Here is an 18,639-nt window from a genome sequence, read left to right on the forward strand (position 1 = left end):
TGGAAGGGGTTCCGGCTGCATCCGGCAATGCAGAATGGACGTATGCAAGGACGGCAACCTCCGCGTCGTCCTGGCGTTCGCCAGGACGACAGTTGCATGCGAGGCGGCCGCCAAGCCTACCCCAAACTTACTTCACCGCGTCAAAACACCAGGCCAGAATACCCTTCTGCGCGTGCAGGCGGTTTTCGGCCTCGTCGAACACGACCGATTGCGGGCCGTCGATCACCTCGTCGGTGACCTCCTCGCCGCGATGGGCGGGCAGGCAGTGCATGAACAGCGCGTCGGGCTTGGCCAGCGACATCAGCTTGGCATTGACCTGGTAGGGCTTGAGCACGTTGTGGCGGTGCTCGCCTTCCTTGTCGCCCATCGACACCCAGGTGTCGGTGACGACACAATCGGCGCCGCGCACGGCGGCTTCCGGATCGGTGCCGAGCATGATCGGCGCGCCTGAAGCCTTGATCCAGTCGCGCATCGCCTTCTTCGGCGCAAGCTCCGGAGGCGTTGCGACGTTGAGCTGAAACTTGAAGCGCTCCGCGGCATGCGCCCAGGACGCCAGCACGTTGTTGTCATCGCCGGTCCAGGCCACCGTCCGGCCCTCGATCGGGCCGCGGTGCTCCTGATAGGTCAGAAGGTCGGCCATCACCTGGCAGGGATGCGAGCGCCGGGTCAGGCCGTTGATGACGGGCACGGTCGCGTTGGCCGCAAGCTCGAGCAGGGCGTCGTGGTTGAGGATGCGGATCATGATGGCATCGACATAGCGCGACAGCACGCGCGCGGTGTCGGCGATGGTCTCGCCGCGGCCGAGTTGCATCTCGGCGCCGGTGAGCATGATGGGCTCGCCGCCGAGCTGGCGCATGGCGACGTCGAACGACACCCGCGTGCGGGTCGACGGGCGCTCGAAGATCATCGCCAGCGTCTTGCCTTCGAGCGGCCTCACCGGCTGATGCGCCTTCTGCTTCGCCTTCATGGCGGAGGAGGCATCGAGCATGCTCTTGAGCTCCGACAGCGGGAGCTCGTTGATATCGAGGAAGTGCTTCGGCGACTTGCTCATCAGCTTGCCGCCCGCTTGGTCTGACTGGACGAGATCGCGGCGCAGGCGCGTTCGAGCCGCCCGACGCTGTCCTCGATCTCGGCTTCGGTGACGATCAAGGGCGGCAGGAAACGCACGACATTGTCGCCGGCGCCGACCGTGAGCAGCTTCTCGTTGCGCAGCGCCGCGACGAGATCGCCTGATGGCACCACGGCCTTGATGCCGATCAGGAGGCCCTCGCCGCGCACCTCGCTGACGACATCGCCATGACGGTCGATCACGGAGGCGAGCTTCTGCTTGAGCAGCAGCGACATCTTCTGCACGTGATCGAAGAAGCCGGGCTTCAGCATGACGTCGAGCACGGCATTCGCCGCCGCGATCGCGAGCGGATTGCCGCCGAAGGTCGAGCCGTGCGAGCCGGGACCCATGCCGGCCGCCGCGTCCGCGGTGGCCAGGATCGCACCGATCGGGAAGCCGCCGCCGAGCGCCTTGGCCAGCGACATCACGTCAGGTGTGACGCCGGTACGCCGATGCGCGAACAGATCGCCGGTGCGGCCCATGCCGGTCTGCACCTCGTCGAAGGCGAGCAGCAGGCCCTTCTCGTCGCAGAGCTGGCGCAATGCCTTGAGGAACGCAGGCGTTGCGGAACGCACGCCGCCCTCGCCCTGAATCGGCTCGATCAGGATGCCGGCGGTCTGCGGACCGATTGCCTTCTTCACGGCCTCGATGTCGCCATGCGGGACCTGGTCGAAGCCATCCATCGGCGGACCAAACCCTTCGAGATATTTTGCAGATCCCGTCGCAGCCAGCGTCGCCAGCGTGCGGCCGTGGAAGGCGCCTTCGAAGGTGATGATGCGGTAACGTTCCGGATGCCCCTTGGAGAAGTGATGATGGCGGACCAGCTTGATCACACCTTCCAGCGCCTCGGCGCCGGAATTGCAGAAGAACACGAAGTCCGCGAAGCTTTCATTGCACAGGCGCGTCGCGAGCTTCTCGCCGTCCGGACTCTGGAACAGGTTCGACATGTGCCAGAGTTTTGTGGCCTGCTCCTGCAGCGCCTTGACCAGCGCGGGATGGGCATGGCCGAGCGCGTTCACGGCGACGCCCGAGGTAAAATCGAGATAGCGATCGCCATTGGTCGCAATCAGCCAGCAGCCTTCGCCGCGCTCGAAACCGAGGTCGGATCTGGCGAAAACGGGAAGCAAATGCGGCGCTGCGCTGTTAGTCATGACGATCACTTGATGTTGCGGACGGCCTGAACACGCTCACGCAGCGCACCATTGACCGGCCCGGAAAACGAAACGTGCCGCCTTTTAAGGGCGGCACGTGACACTATCTTATGCCTGGTGAAACCGGTGTCAATGCCGCCCGAAAGCCTCGCGAAACGCTGAATCCGTAGTCTTGCGGAGCCGAAATTGCGGGGTTTTCGCCACGGAACATGTGGAAGCGAGTCGGCGGACTCTTGCGCGTGAGTCACGCCATATTGTAGCGTTTGGCTTGTCAGATACGACATCTCGTGCAGTGTTTCTGATCCTCTAAGTCCTCATGTACCGGCGTAGACGTTCGGGCGTTATCGGCGCGCCCGGCGAGCCTTAAGGGATTCTGACGGCACGGGTTTTTCGAGGCTTAGGCATTCGCCGCGAGGCGCCAGGATGGCAGCCGCACGGCGAGGGAAAGGGTGCAATGACGGTTTTGACCTGGTCCGACGATCGCGTCGAGCAGTTGAAAAAGCTCTGGGAGGCCGGATTATCGGCCAGCCAGATCGCAGCCGAGCTCGGGAACGTGACCCGCAATGCCGTGATCGGCAAGGTACACAGGCTCGGCCTATCCGGCCGCGCCAAGAGCCCCTCATCGGCGGCTCCGCGGCCGCGCAAGGCGCGCCCCGCGCAGCACATGATGCGGGTGAGCCGCCCCATTGCGCGCGGCAACACCGCGCTGGCGCAGGCCTTCGAGGTCGAGGTGGAGGCCGAACCGGTCACCTACGACAACGTGGTGCCGATGAGCCAGCGGCTGTCGCTGCTGGAGCTGAACGAGGCGACCTGCCACTGGCCGGTCGGCGATCCCTCGAGCCCGGATTTCTTCTTCTGCGGCGGCAGGGCGCTGTCGGGCCTGCCCTACTGCGCGCAGCACTCGCGCGTGGCATATCAGCCCGCCGCGGATCGCCGGCGCGCACCGGCGAAGCCCTCGCGGTGAGTTTGTTCTGAAATCGAGTGACGGCCGTCACGCGTTGACGGCCCAACAAACTCGATGTCGTCCCGGACAAGCGCGCCTGAAGCGCGCGCAGATCCGGGACCCATAACCACCGCAAGATGTGGCTACGGGGACTCGGAGTTACCTTCTTCGCGCGACAACCACGCCCTGTGATTATGGGTCCCGGATCTGCGCTTACGCTTGTCGTCCGTTAAGAAGCCGGATTGATCGAGGCTGGCCGGGCGAGCGTGCGCCATAGCTGGGCCAGGAACAGGCACAAGAGATATCTCAGCCAGGCGAGGATGCGGCGGAAGTTGTGTCCGACGGCTGAGAGGACGACGTTGGCGGCATCGCCGGCGCGGCCTTTGAGGTAGCAGCGCCCGAGGTGGCCTTCCGCCTTCAGGTGTCCGATGATGGGCTCGATGGCGGAGCGGCGGCGCAGCTCGCGCTTGATGACACCGAAAACGCCGCGCTTCTGGCCGGAGATGAAGACGCGACGGGGATTTTGTGCGTCGTGGCCGCGGTATCCCTTGTCGACATAGGCCCGCTCGATCGGACAGCCGGTGAGTGTCTCGGTGCGGTCAATGACGTCCCGCAAGGTGTGACCGTCGTAGGGGTTGTCGGGCAGTGCGCTGGCGTGCAGCACGAACAGGCCACCGGGAGCCCGGCGGTTGTTGGTGACGATGGAGGCCTTCACGCCGAACTCGTAAGGCGCGCTGGCCTTGCCCTTGCCGATGCACTCCACTTCCGGGGCATGGAAGGAATAGAGCTTCCAGCCGCGCTGGCGCTGCTGCTGCGAGCGGATCTGCGTGGCCCGGCCGAGCGGGAGGGCGAACGCCTGCTCCAGTGCTGGCTGGCCTTCGATCTTGCGGCGGATGTCGCGGATGATCCGGCCCAGCCGGCTACGCAGGATACGCAACTGCCGCTGATGCCGCCTGAACTGTTTGGCATGGGCGTAGCGGCCGGCCATCATCGCGGCGGCCTTGGCGATGCGAGCATAGGATTGCCGCAGCCTGACGCCGTGCCTGATCGCCAGGCGGTTGAGCCCCTTGATGGCCGCATGCAGCAGCTTGGCATCGGTCGGAAAGGTGATGGCCTTCGGCTGCACCGTGGTGTCGACCGTAACCCGCTTGAGGTCCTGGCTGCGTAATGCACCGGCCTCGTGCGCTACCCGCAAGCTCTCGGCCAGCAGCAACTCCAGCTTGTCGCCAAGCCGCTTGCGCCAATGGCTCAGGTCCGAGCGCTCGTGCGGGAACGTGTGCTGAAAGAACTCTTCCCCGGTGAAGAACTGGAAGTATGGGTCATGGACCCAGCGCTCGCACACCTCCTCATCGGACAGCCCGTAAATGTGCTTGAGCAACAGCAGACCGATCATGAAGCGCGTCTCGATCCCGGGCCTGCCGTTCTCGCTGTAGAGCGGCGCGATCTCGCCGTCGATCCAGTCCCAATCGACCTTGCCGGCGAGCAGAACCAGCTCGTGCTTCATATTGATGATCTGGTCGAGCCGAGCCCGGAACAGATCGTTCGATCCCGTCGTCTTGTGCTTCTTCGGCCGCATCGTTCCCTCCGATGCAGACAAGGAATCATGCTTCCCGCTTCGAGGGAATCCACGAAAACCAAATCGCAAGGTTCTGACGCCCAAAGCATCAAAACCTTGCAATCTGGAAATGCCCCTTAGCCCAAATCGAGATTCCCGATCAGTGGCTTAGTCCTTCTTCACGGACGACTACGCTTGTCCGAGACGACACTGAGAGTGTGGCTGTAGCCCGCTAAACCAACGCCTGCAAACCCTACGTCTGCTCCGCCTTCGCAAAGCGATCATCCAGCGCGTAGCCGGCGCCGCGGACGGTGCGGATGGGATCCTGCTCGCGGCCGAGATTGAGCAGCTTGCGCAGGCGGCCGATGTGGACGTCGACGGTGCGCTCGTCGATGTAGATGTCGCGGCCCCAGACGCTGTCGAGCAGCTGCTCGCGCGAGAACACGCGGCCGGGATGCTCCAGGAAGAACTCCAAGAGGCGATATTCGGTCGGGCCGAGGTCGATCGGCCGGCCCGAGCGCGCGACGCGGCGCTTGTCGCGATCGAGCTCGATGTCGCCATAGGCCAGCACCGTTGCGAGCCGCTCCGGGCTTGCGCGCCGCAGCAGGCCCTTCACGCGCGCCAGGAGCTCCGGCACCGAGAACGGCTTGACGATGTAGTCGTCGGCGCCGGTCGCAAGACCCCGCACCCGCTCGCTCTCCTCGCCGCGCGCGGTGAGCATGATGATCGGGAGCTGCTTGGTCTCGGGCCGGGTCCGCAGCCGGCGGCACAGCTCGATGCCTGACAGTCCCGGCAGCATCCAGTCGAGTACGATCAGATCGGGGATGTGTTCCTTGAGGCGGGTGTCGGCGTCGTCGCCGCGCATCACCGTCTCCACATCATAGCCGTCGCCTTCGAGGTTGTAGCGGAGAAGCTCGGTGAGAGCTTCCTCGTCCTCAACCACCATAATGCGTGCGCCCATGGTGTCGTCGCTCCTTAAGTCTTCAGGTATTCGGGACCGTCGTGGCGAAGGTCGTCATGTCGCCCTTCGGCCGCTTGTCGGTGATCGCCTGGCCCTCGATCATGTAGAACACGGTCTCGGCGATGTTGGTGGCGTGGTCGCCGATCCGCTCGATGTTCTTGGCGCAGAACATCAGATGGATGCAGAACGAGATGTTGCGCGGATCCTCCATCATGTAGGTGAGGAGCTCGCGGAACAGCGAGGTGCAGATGGCGTCGACTTCCTCGTCGCCCTTCCACACCGCCATCGCCGCCGGCAGATCATGCGCGGCATAGGCGTCCAGCACCGACTTGACCTGCTGCTGCACGAGGTCGGTCATGTGCTCGAGGCCGCGGAACAGCTTGAGCGGATGGAAATCCGTCTCCAGCGCCGCGACGCGCTTGCCCATGTTCTTGGCGAGGTCGCCGATGCGCTCGAGATCGGTCGCAACTCGCATGGCGCCGACGATCTCGCGCAGATCGACCGCCATCGGCTGGCGGCGGGCGATGGTGAGCACGGCGCGCTCCTCGATGCGCTTCTGCAGCGCGTCGAGCTCGGTGTCGGTGGCGACGACGCGCTGGCCGAGCGCGACGTCGCGGCGGATCAGCGCGTCGACGGAATCGACGATCATGCGCTCGGCGATCCCGCCCATCTCGGCGACGAGCCGGGTGAGCTCCTGGAGGTCGGTGTCGAAGGCCTTTGCGGTATGTTCAGAACCCATGTCCCGTCTCCTCAGCCGAACCGGCCGGTGATGTAATCCTGCGTGCGCCGGTCGCTCGGCGACGTGAAGATCTTGCTGGTGTCGTCGAACTCGATCAGCTCGCCGAGATACATGAACGCGGTCTTGTCGGAGACGCGCGCCGCCTGCTGCATGTTGTGGGTGACGATCGCGATCGTGTAGTTCTCGGACAATTCCTGGATCAGCTCCTCGACCTTGGCGGTCGAGATCGGGTCGAGCGCCGAGCAGGGCTCGTCGAACAGGATCACCTCGGGCCGCACCGCGACGGTGCGGGCGATGCAGAGGCGCTGCTGCTGGCCGCCGGAGAGCGACAGGCCGGAGGCGTTGAGCTTGTCCTTGACCTCGTTCCACAGCGCGCCGCCGCGCAGCGCCTTCTCGACGCGGTCGTCCATCTCGGACTTCGAGATCTTCTCGTAGAGGCGGATGCCGAAGGCGATGTTCTCGTAGATCGTCATCGGGAACGGCGTCGGCTTCTGGAACACCATGCCGACGCGGGCGCGCAGCAGGTTGAGGTCGAGCTTGCCGTCGAGGATGTTGGTCTGGTCGAGCATGAGCTGGCCGGTGGCGCGCTGCCCCGGATAGAGGTCGTACATCCGGTTGAAGATGCGCAGCAGGGTTGACTTGCCGCAGCCGGACGGGCCGATGAACGCGGTGACGCGGTTGGTGCCGAGCGTCAGGTTGATGTTCTTCAGCGCGTGGTGCTCGCCGTAATAGAAGTTGAGGTTGCGCACCGTCACCTTGGCCGGCGCTTCCGGCAGCAGCGGCGCCTGGGGCAGCCCACCGGCCGCGCTCATCGATACGGAAAGCTCACTCATTTTGCGGTCCTCTCGGCGCCAAGGATGCGCGCGCCAATATTCAGGGCAAGCACGGTAATCGTGATCAGCAGCGCGCCGCTCCAGGCGAGCTGCTTCCAATAGGCGTAGGGGCTCTGGACGAAGTTGTTGATGGTGACCGGCAGGTTCGCCATCGTCTTGTTCAGGCCAAGGCTGAAGAACTGGTTCGACAGCGCGGTGAAGAGCAGCGGCGCGGTCTCGCCGGCGACGCGGGCGGTGGCGAGCAGCACGCCGGTGATGAGGCCGGAGCGGGCGGCACGATAGGCGATCCGCTTGATCACCAGCGAGCGCGGCAGGCCGAGCGCGGACGCCGCCTCGCGCAGCGCGTTCGGCACCAGCAGCAGCATGTCCTCGGTCGTGCGCAGCACTACCGGGATGACGATGACGGCGAGCGCGAGGCTGCCTGCGATCGCCGAGAAGCCGCGCATCGGCACCACCACCGCGCCGTAGATGAACAGGCCGATGATGATCGAGGGCGCCGAGAGCAGGATGTCGTTGATGAAGCGGATCACCGAGGTCAGGCGGTCGTTGCGGCCGTACTCGGCGAGATAGGTGCCGGCGAACAGGCCGAGCGGCGCGCCGATGCCGACGCCGAGCACGGTCATGATGATCGAACCGACGATGGCGTTGCGCAGGCCGCCTTCGGTCGAGCCCGGCGGCGGCGTATCTGCCACGAAAATCTCGAGGTTCAGACCGGCGATGCCGTTGTAAAGCAGCGTGATCAGGATCAGCGCAAGCCAGGTGACGCCGAAGGCGGCGGCGGCGATGCAGAGTCCGCGAACGACGATGTCCTTGCGGCGGCGGCGTGAATAGATCGGGTTCATGGCGTTAGTTCCCCGCCTTCTTTTCCAGCCGCATCAGCATCAGCCGTGCCGCTGCGAGCACGAAGAACGTCAGCACGAACAGCAGAAGGCCAAGCAGGATCAGGCCGGACTGGTGCAGGCCGTCGCTCTCGGCGAACTCGGATGCGATCGCCGCCGAGATCGTGGTGCCCGGCGCGAAGATCGAGGAGGAGATGCGGAACGAGTTGCCGATGATGAACGTCACCGCCATGGTCTCGCCGAGCGCGCGGCCCAGCGCCAGCATGACGCCGCCGATGACGCCGACGCGGGTGTAGGGGATCACCACGCTGCGCACGACTTCCCAGGTGGTGCAGCCGACGCCGTAGGCGGCCTCCTTCAGCACCGGCGGCACCGTCTTGAATACGTCGACCGAGATCGAGGTGATGAAGGGCAGCACCATGATGGCGAGGATCAGCGCGGCGTTGAACAGGCTGAGATAGGACGGGGGACCCGCGAAGATCGCGCCCAGCACGGGAACGCCGTCGAAGATCTTGATCATGAAGGGCTGGAAGGTGTTGGCCAGGAACGGGCCCAGCACGAAGAAGCCCCACATGCCGTAGATGATCGAGGGAATGCCGGCGAGCAGCTCGATCGCCATGCCGATCGGGCGGCGCAGCCATTGCGGACAGAGCTCGGTGAGGAAGATCGCAATGCCGAGGCCAACGGGAATGGCAATCAGCATCGCGATGAAGGAGGTGACGAGCGTGCCGTACATCGGCCCGAGCGCGCCGAGCACGGGCGGATCCGCCGACGGCGCCCAGCGCTGCGTCCACAGGAAGGAGAAGCCGTATTCCTTGATCGCCGGGAAAGCGCCGACGATCAGCGAAACGATGATGCCGCCGAGGATCAGCAGCACCGAGATCGCGGAGAGCCGCGTGATCCAGTAGAAGGTGACGTCGCCGAGCTTGAACGCGCTCAAGGCCTTGGCGCGATCGTACGGTCCGGCGTCGTCGATTACATCGCTCTGAACGGCCATCTCTGCCACGCCGATCCCCTGTACCCGTTATATACGCTTGTTGTTGGTCTTGCGCTCCGGATGCGGCACGAGGCCGATCCGGAGCGGAGGTCTTTTGAGATCCAGGCACCCAGTCCGGGACAGCAGCGCTTAGCTCTTGATCTCGGCAGCCCAGGTCTTCTCGATCAGGGTCACGACGCCCTCGGGCATCGGGATGTAGTCGAGCTCTTCGGCCGCCTTGCCGCCGTTCTTGAAGGCCCAGCGGAAGAACTTGATGGCTTCCTGCGAGGCTGCCTTGTCGGTGGCATCCTTGTGCATGAGGATGAAGGTCGCCGCCGTGATCGGCCAGGACTTCTCGCCGGGCTGGTCGGTCAGGATGACGTAGTAGCCGGGCGCCTTGGCCCAGTCGGCGTTCGAGGCGGCCGCCTGGAAGGCCTCGACGGTCGGCTGCACCGGCTTGCCGGCCTTGTTGACGAGACCGGTGTAGGTCAGCTTGTTCTGCTTGGCATAGGCGTACTCGACGTAACCGATCGAGTTCTTGGTCTGGCCGATGTTGCCGGACACGCCCTCGTTGCCCTTGGCGCCGACGCCGACCGGCCACTCGACGGCCGTGCCCTCGCCGACCTTGCTCTTCCAGTCCGCGCTGGCCTTGGAGAGGTAGTTGGTGAAGTTGAAGGTGGTGCCCGAACCGTCCGAGCGGCGAACCACGGTGATCGCGTCCGAGGGCAGCTTCAGGTTCGGATTGAGCTTCTTGATCGCGGCATCGTCCCACTTGGTGATCTTGCCGAGATAGATGCTGGCGAGCGTCTCGCCGTCGAACACCATCTCGCCCGGCTTCACGCCCTCGATGTTGACGACCGGAACGATGGCACCCATCACCATCGGCCACTGGACGAGGCCGTCCTTCTCGAGCTGCTCGGCCTTGAGCGGCGCGTCGCTGGCGCCGAAGGTCACGGTCTTGGCCTGGATCTGCTTGATGCCGCCGCCGGAGCCGATCGACTGGTAGTTCAGACCGTTGCCGGTCTCTTTCTTGTAGGCGTCGGCCCACTTGGAATAGATCGGGAACGGGAACGTCGCGCCGGCGCCGGTGATATCGGCAGCAAAGGCCGCCGTCGTCGATGCGGCGACCAAGCCGGCAGCGACGATCGTTTTGAGGAAATTCATGCTGGTCTCCATACAGGGGAGCGAAGCGCCATCCGCGCCCGATCGCGCTCCCCGTGCCGCCCCTTTAGGAGCGGTCGGCTGTGCTTTTACGAAGGTTTCGTGACAGTCGGATGACAGCCCCAAGCGATTGAAATCGCTTGAATTTCAGACTGTCACCGGGGGCCTGATCTGGGGAAAACAGGCGGTGAAAGTGGCGCCCTGTTTGGGCACGCTTTCGATCAAAAGCCGGCCGCGATGCCGGTTAAGAATATGTTTCACCAGCGATAATCCGAGCCCGGTCCCGCCCTGCAAGCGGCTGTCGCCGACATCGACCCGGTAGAACCGCTCGGTCAGCCGCGGCAGGTGCTCGGGCGCGATGCCGGGGCCGAAATCCCGGACCATGACCCGGATTTCCTGAGTTCCATCAGTGGCGGCGCCTGAGGTTAGTGACACGATGACGCGTCCTCCCGAGGCGCCGTATTTGAGCGCGTTCTCGATCAGGTTCTCGAACAGGCGGAGCAGCTCCTCGCGGTCGCCCGCGATCATCACCGGCGGCTCCGGCAGATGGATCTCGACCTCGACCTGGCGCTCGCGCGCCAGCGGCTCGAGCCCGTCGGCGACCTGGCGGATGATCGGCAGCAGGTCGACCAGGGTGTCGGGGCGCACATGGGCCGACAGCTCGACCCGCGACAGCGAAAGCAGATCGTCGATCAGGCGCGCCATGCGGGTGGCCTGGTTGTGCATGATGCCGAGGAAGCGCTCGCGCGCCTTGGGGTCGTCCTTGGCCTGGCCCTGGAGCGTGTCGATGAAGCCCGACAGCGCGGCGAGCGGCGTGCGCAGCTCGTGGCTGGCATTGGCGACGAAGTCGGCGCGCATCTCCTCGACCCGGCGCAGCGGCGTCTGGTCGTGGAAGGTCATCAGCATGCATTTGTCGGCGCCGCCGAAGGTGGTCGGCACCGGCACCGGCGTGATGATCAGCTCCATCCAGCGATCGACCGGGACATGGTCGAGATAGGTCGCGCGCCGCGGCTCGGTGGTCGCGATCGACTCGCGCAGCGCGGTGATGATCTCCGGCGAGCGCAGCGCGAACTGGGCGAGCTCGTTCCTGCGCAGCGCCGGGGCAAGCTGGGCGGCAGCCGCATTGAGATGGATGACGCGGCCGGCGCGGTCGAGCAGCACCGCCGGATCCGGCATGCCGGCGACGACCGCGGCCACTGCGGCGCTCTCGACCGGGTTGATGCGCCTGACATCGTCGCGCGAGGCGGCGGTGTCGTGCAGCCGCCAGGGGATCAGCGCCGCAGCGGCGATGCAGAGGAACACGGCAACGGCGTGCAACACCGACAATTCGCCGAGCGAGACCACGACCGACAGCGCCAGCGCCGCGGCGATCAGGATGATCGTCGAGTGCCGCAGCCGGTCGGACCAGGGCTGCGCGGTGGGAGAAGATGGGGCGTCAATCGCCATCGGGGCGGGCTTCTCCTAGGGGCTTGTCCTAACGGCTTCGTCCTAAAGGCTTGGCGCCGTCAGGCGGTGCCGTCGCTGCGCTCTCTCACATAGGCGGCTTCACGCGCCGGGCCGGGGTCGAGCTTGAGCGCCGCCTGCTGCAAACGCTTCGATCGGGCGCCGATTATAACTTCGCGAAACGTCAGCAAGATTACAGATATGACGAAGGGGGACAGATAATAGAGGACGCGGAACAGGAGCATGCCGCCCAGGAGTTCCTCCCGGTCCATCTGCCAGAGGCCGACCAGCATGGCGGCGTCGAACACGCCGAGGCCGCCGGGCGAGTGGCTGGCAAAGCCGAGCAGGGTGGCCGAGACGAAGATCACGGCAACCACGACGAATCCGAGATTGGGCTCGTCCGGGACCAGCACGTACATCGCGAGCGCGCAGAATCCGAGATCGATGATGCCGATCGCGATCTGGAGCAGTGTCAGCGGTCCGCCCGGCAGCACCACGGTCCAGGGCCCGCGGCCGACCACCCGCGGCTGGGTCCAGACCCAGACCACATAGCCGACCAGTCCCACGATGATCATCAGCGCCAGCGTCCGGTTCAGCCAGGGCGGAAGCTGGTCGATCGAGGCCGCCGCCTCCGGATGGTAGGAGATGCCGAGGCCCAGCACGGCGGCATTGCCGAGCCAGAAGGTCAGGCCGGCGAGGAAGCAGATCTTTGCGACATCGATCGCGTTCAGCCCATAGGCCGAATAGATGCGGTAGCGCACCGCGCCGCCGGTGAAGACGCTGGCGCCGACATTGTGGCCGATCGAATAGCTGGTGAAGGCGGCGAGCGCATTGATGCGGTAAGGCACATGGGCGTGGCCGATCGCACGCACGGCGAACAGGTCGTAGAAGGTCAGGGTGAAATAGCCCGCGGCCACGAACAGCGCCGCCATCGCAATCTGGCTCGGCTCGGTGCTCTTGATCGCCTCGATCACCTCGTTGAAGTCGATGCCGCGCAGCATGTGGTAGAGCACATAGCAAGCGATGCCGATGACCGCGACGCTGATCACAACTCCAAGCTTATGCAGGACTTGCTTCTGGCGCAGAAACGTCATCGCCCTGCGTATGGCTTCCAGCATCTAGACCTCGAACAACGCTTCAGCGGCCAGGACGGCCGGCGAACAGGCAAACGACGCACAGGCACTCAACGAACCCTCGCCGCCGGCTCCGGCATCGCGCATGCCCCCTAACCCTCCACTAGCGCGTTTTGGGGCGGAGTGGAATTCGCCAATTCGAACAAAATCACGTGCCTTCAATATTTTAGGCAGGGTTGCGGGCTCTGGATGCACGGTTTGGCGCTTTCGGCGGCAAGGCTGACGCGAATCTCCATGGCAATCCTGCGCAGACGCCATGAAGTTTTGATGATTTCGGCCGCGCAATGTTCCGTCACGTTTTAAGCCGACGTCAATCTATGGGCCGCGCCCGGCTGTTGAAAGAGGGGCGACGGGGTCGTTCTGGACGGATTTTCCGATGCACCAAACAGGTGCGGCGCAACAGCAGCTTAAGGGGCGGTCAGATAGCCGCGCTGATGGGCACTGGCCTGGTCGTCGAAAATCGCCATGGCCGTCGTCATCCGGCGGAAGCCGAGACGCTCATAAAAGCCCTCTTTGCCAGGCACCGCATAGAGGATGATTTTGCGATGTCCGCGGCATCGCGCCAGCAGCCGCTCGATGATCTCGCGGCCGAGGCCTTGCCCCTGACAGTCCGGGCGCACCGCGACATCACAGAGGTAGGCGCAGTCGCGGCCGTCCGCCAGCGCTCGGCCGGCACCAACCAGCCGGCCTTGGTCGTAAGCGAAGGCACAGAACATGCTGTTGCCGAACACGAGCGCGAGATCGGCTGGTGTCTTGTTGCCGAGCGGTGCGGTGCGGTAGAGCGCGGAAAGCTCGTTCCAGTCGATTGCCGCCGGATCTTCGTTCCAGACGACCGGCATCTGCGTGCCTCCCCGGATCAATGCCGCGCCGCGGTGACGGCTGCGACGATTTCGTCGGTGCCGGGAAAATGGCCCTTGCTGCGGCTGGCGACAATCCTGTCGCCGAGCTTGACCTGAAAGACGCCGCCCTTGCCAGCCACGAGATCCGCCTCCAGCGCCAGTTGCCGGCGCAGCGCTGCGGCGGCTTCCTTCGCACGCTTCTCGTAGCCGCAGGGACGGCAATAGACGATCGTCACATCCGACATCTCATCCTCCTCACGCGGCGAGCTGCGGACGCACCGCTTCGATGCCGGCGATCCAGCCGGCCACCGATCGGCCGATTGCGTCAGCGTGGTCCTCCTGCAGATAGTGCAATCCCGCGCCGAGCCGGATCAACGCGCAACGCGTCAGCGAGGCCGCAAACCGCTCGGCAAATTCCGGCGAGACGAGCGCGCCCGGTTCGCCCGTGAACAGCAGTTTCGGATAGGAAGATGCGGCCAGCGCCGCATGGGCGGATTGGAGCGCCTCATAGACATCGGCAGGCTCACCTGCGATCGGCAGCTCGCGGGGAAACGCAAGAACGGGGCGGCGACTCTCGGGCGTCGGGAACGGCGTGCGATAGGGCGCCATTTCTTCGTCGCCGAGCTTGCGGACGATTCCGCCGGGCAGAACGCGCTCGACGAACGCATTCGCCTCGAGGATCATGGCCTCACCCTCGCCCGGCGTCCTGAACTTGCGAAAGACCGCCCTCGCCGCCTCGGCATGATCTTGCTCCTCCGCGACCTCGGTATGGTGGAAATCCTGCCAGGTCGGCATCGGGCGGATGAATTCCATGAAGGCTAATCCGCGTACGAAATCCGGCCGGCGCGCGGCGAGATGAAATGCGAGCGCCGTGCCCCAGTCCTGCGCGACGAGATAGGCCGATGTGACGCCGCGCTGTTCGATGAACGCATCGAGATAGCGGACATGGTCGAAGAAGCGGTAGGCGATGTCAGGCTTACCGGATTGGCCGAAGCCGATGAGATCGGGCGCAATGCAATGCGCGACCGGTGACACCAACGGCAGGATGTTGCGCCAGATGTGCGACGAGGTCGGGTTGCCGTGCAGGAACAGCACGACCGGCGCATCCTGCGCACCCGTCTCGCGGTAAGCCATGCTGCTTCCCAGCACGGGCGCTCTGCGAATCTCGATCTCGATTGGCTTGCTCATGTCAGCTCCTTGAACACGGTCTGAAATGCGATGGTCTTGAAACGTTCGAGCGCTTTCGGATTGCGATCGACCTTCATGCGCAGGATCGCGCCCTGCCAGGACGCGAGCAGGAAGTCGGCAAGCTCCCCGGGCTCGAAATCGGATGCGATCTCGCCGCGCGCCTGAGCCTCGGCGATGCAGGCCGCGAACGGCACGCGCCATTCGGCAAAAATCTCGGTCAGGCGCGTACGCAGCATTTCGCTGCTGCCGGTCGCCTCCAGGCTGAGATCGCCGATCAGACACCCACGGCCATAACCGTCGGCCTCGAGCCGGCCGGTGATGATGTCGAGATAGCGCTTGAGGCGCGCGCGCGGCGTCAGCGTCGTGTCCTCAAGCGCTTCTGCGACCAGCCCCCTGGTGACGTCGAAGTAGCGGTCGAGCACCTCCGAAGCGAACGCTTCCTTGGAGCGGAAATGGTTGGTGAAGGACCCCTGCGGCGCGCCCGCCGCAGCGGTGACGTCGCGCACGCTGGTGCCGTGATAGCCGGTTCGGAACATGACCTTGAGGCCGGCGTCGAGGATGGCGTCTTTGAGCGAGGGCTTTGGCATGAGCAGAATAATACGTACGTACGTATTAGTGTCAAGCGTAGTTTCATCGCTCGGCGATTTCACACTCCGATCAGGCTGTTATCGCAATGTTGGATCTGGAACTGATGGGATGAGCCTCGCCTACCGCGCCGATGGCGGTACGTTCCCTCCCCCCTTACGGGGAAGGGAACGAGAGAGCGATGGCCTCACGCGAACCAAGGACTCAAGCCGCCGGCTGGCTCCGCGAGACCACCCGGTCGCGCAACCAGGCGCCGATGGTGCAGCCGACCAGGTAGCAGGCGAACATGATGAGGCCGAGGTCGAGCCAGTAGCCGAAGCGGCCGGGGACCACATGCGCGAGCGAGGCCGCGACCAGCGCTACGGCGAGCGCGGCGAGCCAGCGCGCGGTGACCTTCGAGGTGCCGTTGCCGCGCTGGACCACCGAGATCCAGCCCATGCAAAAGCCCAGCACCAGCGATCCGATCAGCCAGCCCAGATGGAACGAAACGAGATAGGGCATCGTCACCTCACCAGAAATTCGATGCGGCGGTTCTGCGCCTTGCCGTCGTCGGTGTCGTTGCCGGCGACGGGCTGCGTGCTGCCGTAGCCGATCGCGGTGAAGCGGCTGGCGGGCAGGCCGGCCTTGACCAGATAGTCGATCACCGCCTGCGCGCGCTTCTCCGAGAGTGCCTGGTTGAACGCGTCCTCACCGTCGGCATCAGTGTGCCCGGCGACGTCGATATTGGTGGTGGGACAGCGCAGCGCCGTCTCGATCAGATGGTCGAGGATTCCCGCCGAGTCCGGATCAATGTCGGCGCGCTTGGTGGCGAAGCGGATCTTGCCCTTATTCAGGAGCTCGGAGAACAATTGCTGGCAGACGGTGCCGTCGACCGGGCCTGCCGCGGGCTTCACCGTGATTTCCGGCTTGTACTGCCAGTTTTTCGGGAAGTCCTTGCCAAGGCCCGCGCGGATGTCGTTGCCGGCGCCTTCATAGAGCGCATCGCCCGACAGCTTCACCTCGCGATCGGACACCACGAGCGTGCCGGTCGACAGCCGCGACAGCGCCCCGAGCGCTGCGACCACGGCGGGGTTGAAGGCGCCGGGGGCGCCGAGGCTGGCCTTGAGATTGTCGACGACCTTCTCGTTGAAGAATTTTCGCGACGCGCTGGTTGCGATCGCCGCGTGGACGTTGTTGTCGGGAACATAGCCGGTCAGCGTCACGGTCGCGGCAACCGGATCCTTGTAGGCCTGGAAGATATAGGGCGGCGCCTTGATGTCGTTGGCGGCGATCAAGAACCCTTCCGGCAAGTTCTTCAGCGCAGCCGCGATCGCCTCGCGTCCGCCGAGATCGCGCGCCATGCCCGACAGGTTGATCTTGGTGTCGGAGATCGTGATCTTGCCGTCCTTGAGCTTGCCGATCTGGTCGAGCAGCAGCATCGCGGCGGCCTCGAAGCGCGGCGGCGCGCCACGTGCCAGCCCCATCTGATCGGCGACCTCGACGCCGCCGACCTCCTTGCGTGCCGCCTCCGTCAGGCGGGCCTTGATCGACGGCAAGGGCGCGGAGCCCGACAGCGTCACCCGCACCACGTCACGCTCGGCGTTCCAGACGAAGGGTTTTGCCTCGGCAACGAGACGGGTCCGGTCGTCGACCAGGCGCACGCCCGGGACAATCTCCACCGCCATTACCGCGTCCCGGCGCCCTTCCTCGGAAAAGGCGTCCGCGGCCAGGCTGACATCGCGGCCGTCCACCGCGATCCGGGTCTTGTCCAGAACGGTCTCCTTGAGCGCCGCCGAGCTGCGGGCGGACAGGTCCGCCTCGACCGGTAAGGTGTTATTCCAGGCCGCAAATCCCCACATGACGGCCAGGGGGATCAGCCCTGGCCACCATTTGCTGGCCCACCTGAAAAGCTTCTGCATTCGACGACCCGAACTCTGGAACCGGAGACAAAACAAACCCTTGGCAGGCTGTCAAACCGGAAATGGCGGCCCTCGCAAGGCCTTTGCGTGGACAATTGGAATAACTTTTTCTTCAAGGGTTCTTCCGTAAGTTGAGGACGGAATGCCAGAGTCCGCCAGCGGGTCATGAAACAACTTCGTAACAACGTCATCCGCGCCGGGCTGGGAGCACTCTATTTCAGCGGGGCGCACCACCTGTTGCGCCCGCTTTTGTCGGGCGTCGGCGCCATTTTCATGCTTCACCACGTGCGGCCGGCTCGCGAGGCCACGTTCCAGCCGAACCGACATCTCGAAGTCACTCCGGATTTCCTGCGCGCGACGCTGAGCCATCTGCGCTCGCGCGACATCGACATCGTCAGCATGGACGAGCTGCATGAGCGGCTGGTGCAGGGCAGGTTCACCCGCCGCTTCGCCGCCTTCACCCTCGACGACGGCTATCGCGATAATCTGGACTATGCGCTGCCGGTGCTGCGCGAATTTGACGCGCCTTTGGCGGTCTACGTCGCCAGCGATTTCGCCGAGGGCACGGGGCGGCTGTGGTGGACCGCGCTGGAAGCCGTGATCGCCAGGGCCGAGCAGATCGAGGTGCAGATCGGCAATTCCGCGCTGCGGCTCGACGCGACGACGCCTGCCGCGAAACAGGCGGCGTTCGACCGCCTGCATGACTGGCTGCGCGCGCTGCCGGGCGAGCACGATCTCGCGCGCGAGATCGCAGCGCTCTGCGCCAGGCACGGCGTCGACATGGAAGCGCTGTGCCACACCCTCTGCCTGTCCTGGGACGGGGTGAAGCAGCTGGCCGCAGACCCGCTGGTCACGATCGGCGCGCACTCCATCAGCCATTGCAATCTCGCCAGGCAGAGCGAGGAGATCGCCGCGCAGGAGATGGCGGTGAGCCGCACGCGGATCGAGCGGGTGCTGGCGCGTCCCGTGCTGCACTTCGCCTATCCCTATGGCGACCGCGAGGCGGCCGGGATGCGCGAATTTGCGCTGGCCGCATCGGCCGGCTTCAAGACCGCGGTGACGACGCGGCCCGGCATGCTGTTCGCCGAGAACGCCGGCCACATGACCGCGCTGCCGCGCATCTCGCTCAACGGCAACTACCAGGACACGCGGATCCTGCCGGTGCTGACCTCGGGCGCCGCGACCGCGATGTGGAACGGCTTTCGCCGGATTGCGGCGGCTTAAGTTTCTGTCGTCCACCGCTGTCACCGCAATCTCTGCCGTCGTCCTGGCGAAGGCCAGGACGAC

The 18,639-nt window shown here is 65.0% G+C and carries 19 protein-coding genes; 2 read left to right on the forward strand and 17 right to left on the reverse strand.

The annotated features are described in order from the left end of the window. Positions 1-127 precede the first annotated feature (127 nt). Both argF and AB5K84_RS41675 read right to left on the reverse strand, forming a co-directional pair. The gene (gene argF, locus AB5K84_RS41670) at positions 128-1,051 is read right to left on the reverse strand and encodes an ornithine carbamoyltransferase (RefSeq protein ID WP_011083918.1); all 924 of its coding nucleotides are present in this window, start codon (positions 1,049-1,051) and stop codon (positions 128-130) included. Then, positions 1,051-2,259, reverse strand: a complete 1,209-nt coding sequence (locus tag AB5K84_RS41675) for an aspartate aminotransferase family protein (RefSeq protein WP_038965252.1) — start codon at positions 2,257-2,259, stop codon at positions 1,051-1,053. The genes argF and AB5K84_RS41675 overlap by 1 nt, the downstream gene beginning before the upstream one ends. Positions 2,260-2,713: 454 nt before the next feature. Between AB5K84_RS41675 and AB5K84_RS41680 the strand changes: the two genes are divergently transcribed. Further along, positions 2,714-3,223, forward strand: a complete 510-nt coding sequence (locus AB5K84_RS41680) for a GcrA family cell cycle regulator (RefSeq protein WP_011083916.1) — start codon at positions 2,714-2,716, stop codon at positions 3,221-3,223. A 208-nt stretch (positions 3,224-3,431) separates the two neighbouring features. On the opposite strand, the gene AB5K84_RS41685 is transcribed toward AB5K84_RS41680, so the two are convergent. The 15 genes from AB5K84_RS41685 to AB5K84_RS41755 all read right to left on the reverse strand — a co-directional run bounded on the left by AB5K84_RS41685 (position 3,432) and on the right by AB5K84_RS41755 (position 17,352). Continuing rightward, a complete protein-coding gene (locus tag AB5K84_RS41685; RefSeq protein ID WP_011084757.1) occupies positions 3,432-4,778 on the reverse strand; it encodes an IS5-like element ISBj5_B family transposase in 1,347 nt (448 codons plus the stop codon). 232 nt (positions 4,779-5,010) lie between these two features. After that, on the reverse strand, positions 5,011-5,718 hold the full coding sequence (gene phoB / locus AB5K84_RS41690; protein WP_008143479.1) for a phosphate regulon transcriptional regulator PhoB: 708 nt from the start codon (positions 5,716-5,718) through the stop codon (positions 5,011-5,013). Positions 5,719-5,740: 22 nt separating this feature from the next. Then, entirely contained in the window at positions 5,741-6,457 is a 717-nt protein-coding gene (gene phoU, locus AB5K84_RS41695) for a phosphate signaling complex protein PhoU (RefSeq protein ID WP_011083915.1), read from the reverse strand. 11 nt (positions 6,458-6,468) lie between these two features. Further along, positions 6,469-7,290 (reverse strand): phosphate ABC transporter ATP-binding protein PstB, encoded by an 822-nt coding sequence (gene pstB / locus AB5K84_RS41700; RefSeq protein WP_011083914.1) that lies wholly within the window; start codon positions 7,288-7,290, stop codon positions 6,469-6,471. After that, positions 7,287-8,132 (reverse strand): phosphate ABC transporter permease PstA, encoded by an 846-nt coding sequence (gene pstA, locus AB5K84_RS41705; protein WP_011083913.1) that lies wholly within the window; start codon positions 8,130-8,132, stop codon positions 7,287-7,289. Before pstA ends, pstB begins: the two co-directional genes overlap by 4 nt. 4 nt (positions 8,133-8,136) lie before the next feature. Continuing rightward, positions 8,137-9,126, reverse strand: coding sequence for a phosphate ABC transporter permease subunit PstC (pstC, locus tag AB5K84_RS41710; protein WP_028172738.1), 990 nt, complete (start codon positions 9,124-9,126; stop codon positions 8,137-8,139). A 129-nt stretch (positions 9,127-9,255) separates the two neighbouring features. Continuing rightward, positions 9,256-10,269, reverse strand: a complete 1,014-nt coding sequence (pstS, locus tag AB5K84_RS41715; RefSeq protein ID WP_038965256.1) for a phosphate ABC transporter substrate-binding protein PstS — start codon at positions 10,267-10,269, stop codon at positions 9,256-9,258. Between the two features lie 144 nt (positions 10,270-10,413). Beyond that, the gene (locus AB5K84_RS41720; RefSeq protein WP_011083910.1) at positions 10,414-11,712 is read right to left on the reverse strand and encodes an ATP-binding protein; all 1,299 of its coding nucleotides are present in this window, start codon (positions 11,710-11,712) and stop codon (positions 10,414-10,416) included. 59 nt (positions 11,713-11,771) lie between these two features. Further along, positions 11,772-12,827: a lysylphosphatidylglycerol synthase domain-containing protein gene (locus tag AB5K84_RS41725; protein ID WP_011083909.1), complete on the reverse strand. Its 1,056-nt coding sequence runs from the start codon at positions 12,825-12,827 to the stop codon at positions 11,772-11,774. Between the two features lie 422 nt (positions 12,828-13,249). Continuing rightward, a complete protein-coding gene (locus AB5K84_RS41730; RefSeq protein WP_011083908.1) occupies positions 13,250-13,681 on the reverse strand; it encodes a GNAT family N-acetyltransferase in 432 nt (143 codons plus the stop codon). 17 nt (positions 13,682-13,698) lie between these two features. Further along, positions 13,699-13,926, reverse strand: coding sequence for a SelT/SelW/SelH family protein (locus AB5K84_RS41735; RefSeq protein WP_028172734.1), 228 nt, complete (start codon positions 13,924-13,926; stop codon positions 13,699-13,701). Positions 13,927-13,936: 10 nt separating this feature from the next. Next, on the reverse strand, positions 13,937-14,869 hold the full coding sequence (locus AB5K84_RS41740; protein WP_011083907.1) for a haloalkane dehalogenase: 933 nt from the start codon (positions 14,867-14,869) through the stop codon (positions 13,937-13,939). Next, positions 14,866-15,456 carry a TetR/AcrR family transcriptional regulator gene (locus tag AB5K84_RS41745; RefSeq protein WP_028172732.1) on the reverse strand — a complete coding sequence of 197 codons (591 nt, stop codon included), beginning with the start codon at positions 15,454-15,456 and terminating at the stop codon, positions 14,866-14,868. The genes AB5K84_RS41740 and AB5K84_RS41745 overlap by 4 nt, the downstream gene beginning before the upstream one ends. A 202-nt stretch (positions 15,457-15,658) precedes the next feature. Next, positions 15,659-15,955: a hypothetical protein gene (locus tag AB5K84_RS41750; protein ID WP_028172731.1), complete on the reverse strand. Its 297-nt coding sequence runs from the start codon at positions 15,953-15,955 to the stop codon at positions 15,659-15,661. 2 nt (positions 15,956-15,957) lie between these two features. Continuing rightward, the gene (locus AB5K84_RS41755) at positions 15,958-17,352 is read right to left on the reverse strand and encodes an OmpA family protein (RefSeq protein ID WP_011083904.1); all 1,395 of its coding nucleotides are present in this window, start codon (positions 17,350-17,352) and stop codon (positions 15,958-15,960) included. A gap of 165 nt (positions 17,353-17,517) precedes the next feature. Here AB5K84_RS41755 and AB5K84_RS41760 point away from each other — a divergent pair, with 165 nt between their 5' ends. Next, the gene (locus AB5K84_RS41760; protein WP_011083903.1) at positions 17,518-18,576 is read left to right on the forward strand and encodes a polysaccharide deacetylase family protein; all 1,059 of its coding nucleotides are present in this window, start codon (positions 17,518-17,520) and stop codon (positions 18,574-18,576) included. Positions 18,577-18,639: the final 63 nt, after the last annotated feature.

The sequence above is a fragment of the Bradyrhizobium sp. 1200_D9_N1_1 genome, assembly GCF_052075915.1.
Classification (GTDB): Bacteria; Pseudomonadota; Alphaproteobacteria; order Rhizobiales; family Xanthobacteraceae; genus Bradyrhizobium; species Bradyrhizobium diazoefficiens.

Bases quoted from the DNA above. Each gene is read 5' to 3' on its own strand.
- argF (WP_011083918.1), bottom strand. From the start codon at position 1,051: ATGAGCAAGTCGCCGAAGCACTTCCTCGATATCAACGAGCTCCCGCTG.
- AB5K84_RS41730 (WP_011083908.1), bottom strand. From the start codon at position 13,681: ATGCCGGTCGTCTGGAACGAAGATCCGGCGGCAATCGACTGGAACGAG.
- AB5K84_RS41760 (WP_011083903.1), top strand. From the start codon at position 17,518: ATGAAACAACTTCGTAACAACGTCATCCGCGCCGGGCTGGGAGCACTC.
- AB5K84_RS41680 (WP_011083916.1), top strand. From the start codon at position 2,714: ATGACGGTTTTGACCTGGTCCGACGATCGCGTCGAGCAGTTGAAAAAG.
- AB5K84_RS41745 (WP_028172732.1), bottom strand. From the start codon at position 15,456: ATGCCAAAGCCCTCGCTCAAAGACGCCATCCTCGACGCCGGCCTCAAG.
- AB5K84_RS41675 (WP_038965252.1), bottom strand. From the start codon at position 2,259: ATGACTAACAGCGCAGCGCCGCATTTGCTTCCCGTTTTCGCCAGATCC.
- AB5K84_RS41750 (WP_028172731.1), bottom strand. From the start codon at position 15,955: ATGCCCTATCTCGTTTCGTTCCATCTGGGCTGGCTGATCGGATCGCTG.
- AB5K84_RS41720 (WP_011083910.1), bottom strand. From the start codon at position 11,712: ATGGCGATTGACGCCCCATCTTCTCCCACCGCGCAGCCCTGGTCCGAC.
- phoB (WP_008143479.1), bottom strand. From the start codon at position 5,718: ATGGGCGCACGCATTATGGTGGTTGAGGACGAGGAAGCTCTCACCGAG.
- pstS (WP_038965256.1), bottom strand. From the start codon at position 10,269: ATGAATTTCCTCAAAACGATCGTCGCTGCCGGCTTGGTCGCCGCATCG.
- pstB (WP_011083914.1), bottom strand. From the start codon at position 7,290: ATGAGTGAGCTTTCCGTATCGATGAGCGCGGCCGGTGGGCTGCCCCAG.
- pstA (WP_011083913.1), bottom strand. From the start codon at position 8,132: ATGAACCCGATCTATTCACGCCGCCGCCGCAAGGACATCGTCGTTCGC.
- AB5K84_RS41740 (WP_011083907.1), bottom strand. From the start codon at position 14,869: ATGAGCAAGCCAATCGAGATCGAGATTCGCAGAGCGCCCGTGCTGGGA.
- AB5K84_RS41755 (WP_011083904.1), bottom strand. From the start codon at position 17,352: ATGCAGAAGCTTTTCAGGTGGGCCAGCAAATGGTGGCCAGGGCTGATC.
- pstC (WP_028172738.1), bottom strand. From the start codon at position 9,126: ATGGCCGTTCAGAGCGATGTAATCGACGACGCCGGACCGTACGATCGC.
- phoU (WP_011083915.1), bottom strand. From the start codon at position 6,457: ATGGGTTCTGAACATACCGCAAAGGCCTTCGACACCGACCTCCAGGAG.
- AB5K84_RS41725 (WP_011083909.1), bottom strand. From the start codon at position 12,827: ATGCTGGAAGCCATACGCAGGGCGATGACGTTTCTGCGCCAGAAGCAA.
- AB5K84_RS41735 (WP_028172734.1), bottom strand. From the start codon at position 13,926: ATGTCGGATGTGACGATCGTCTATTGCCGTCCCTGCGGCTACGAGAAG.
- AB5K84_RS41685 (WP_011084757.1), bottom strand. From the start codon at position 4,778: ATGCGGCCGAAGAAGCACAAGACGACGGGATCGAACGATCTGTTCCGG.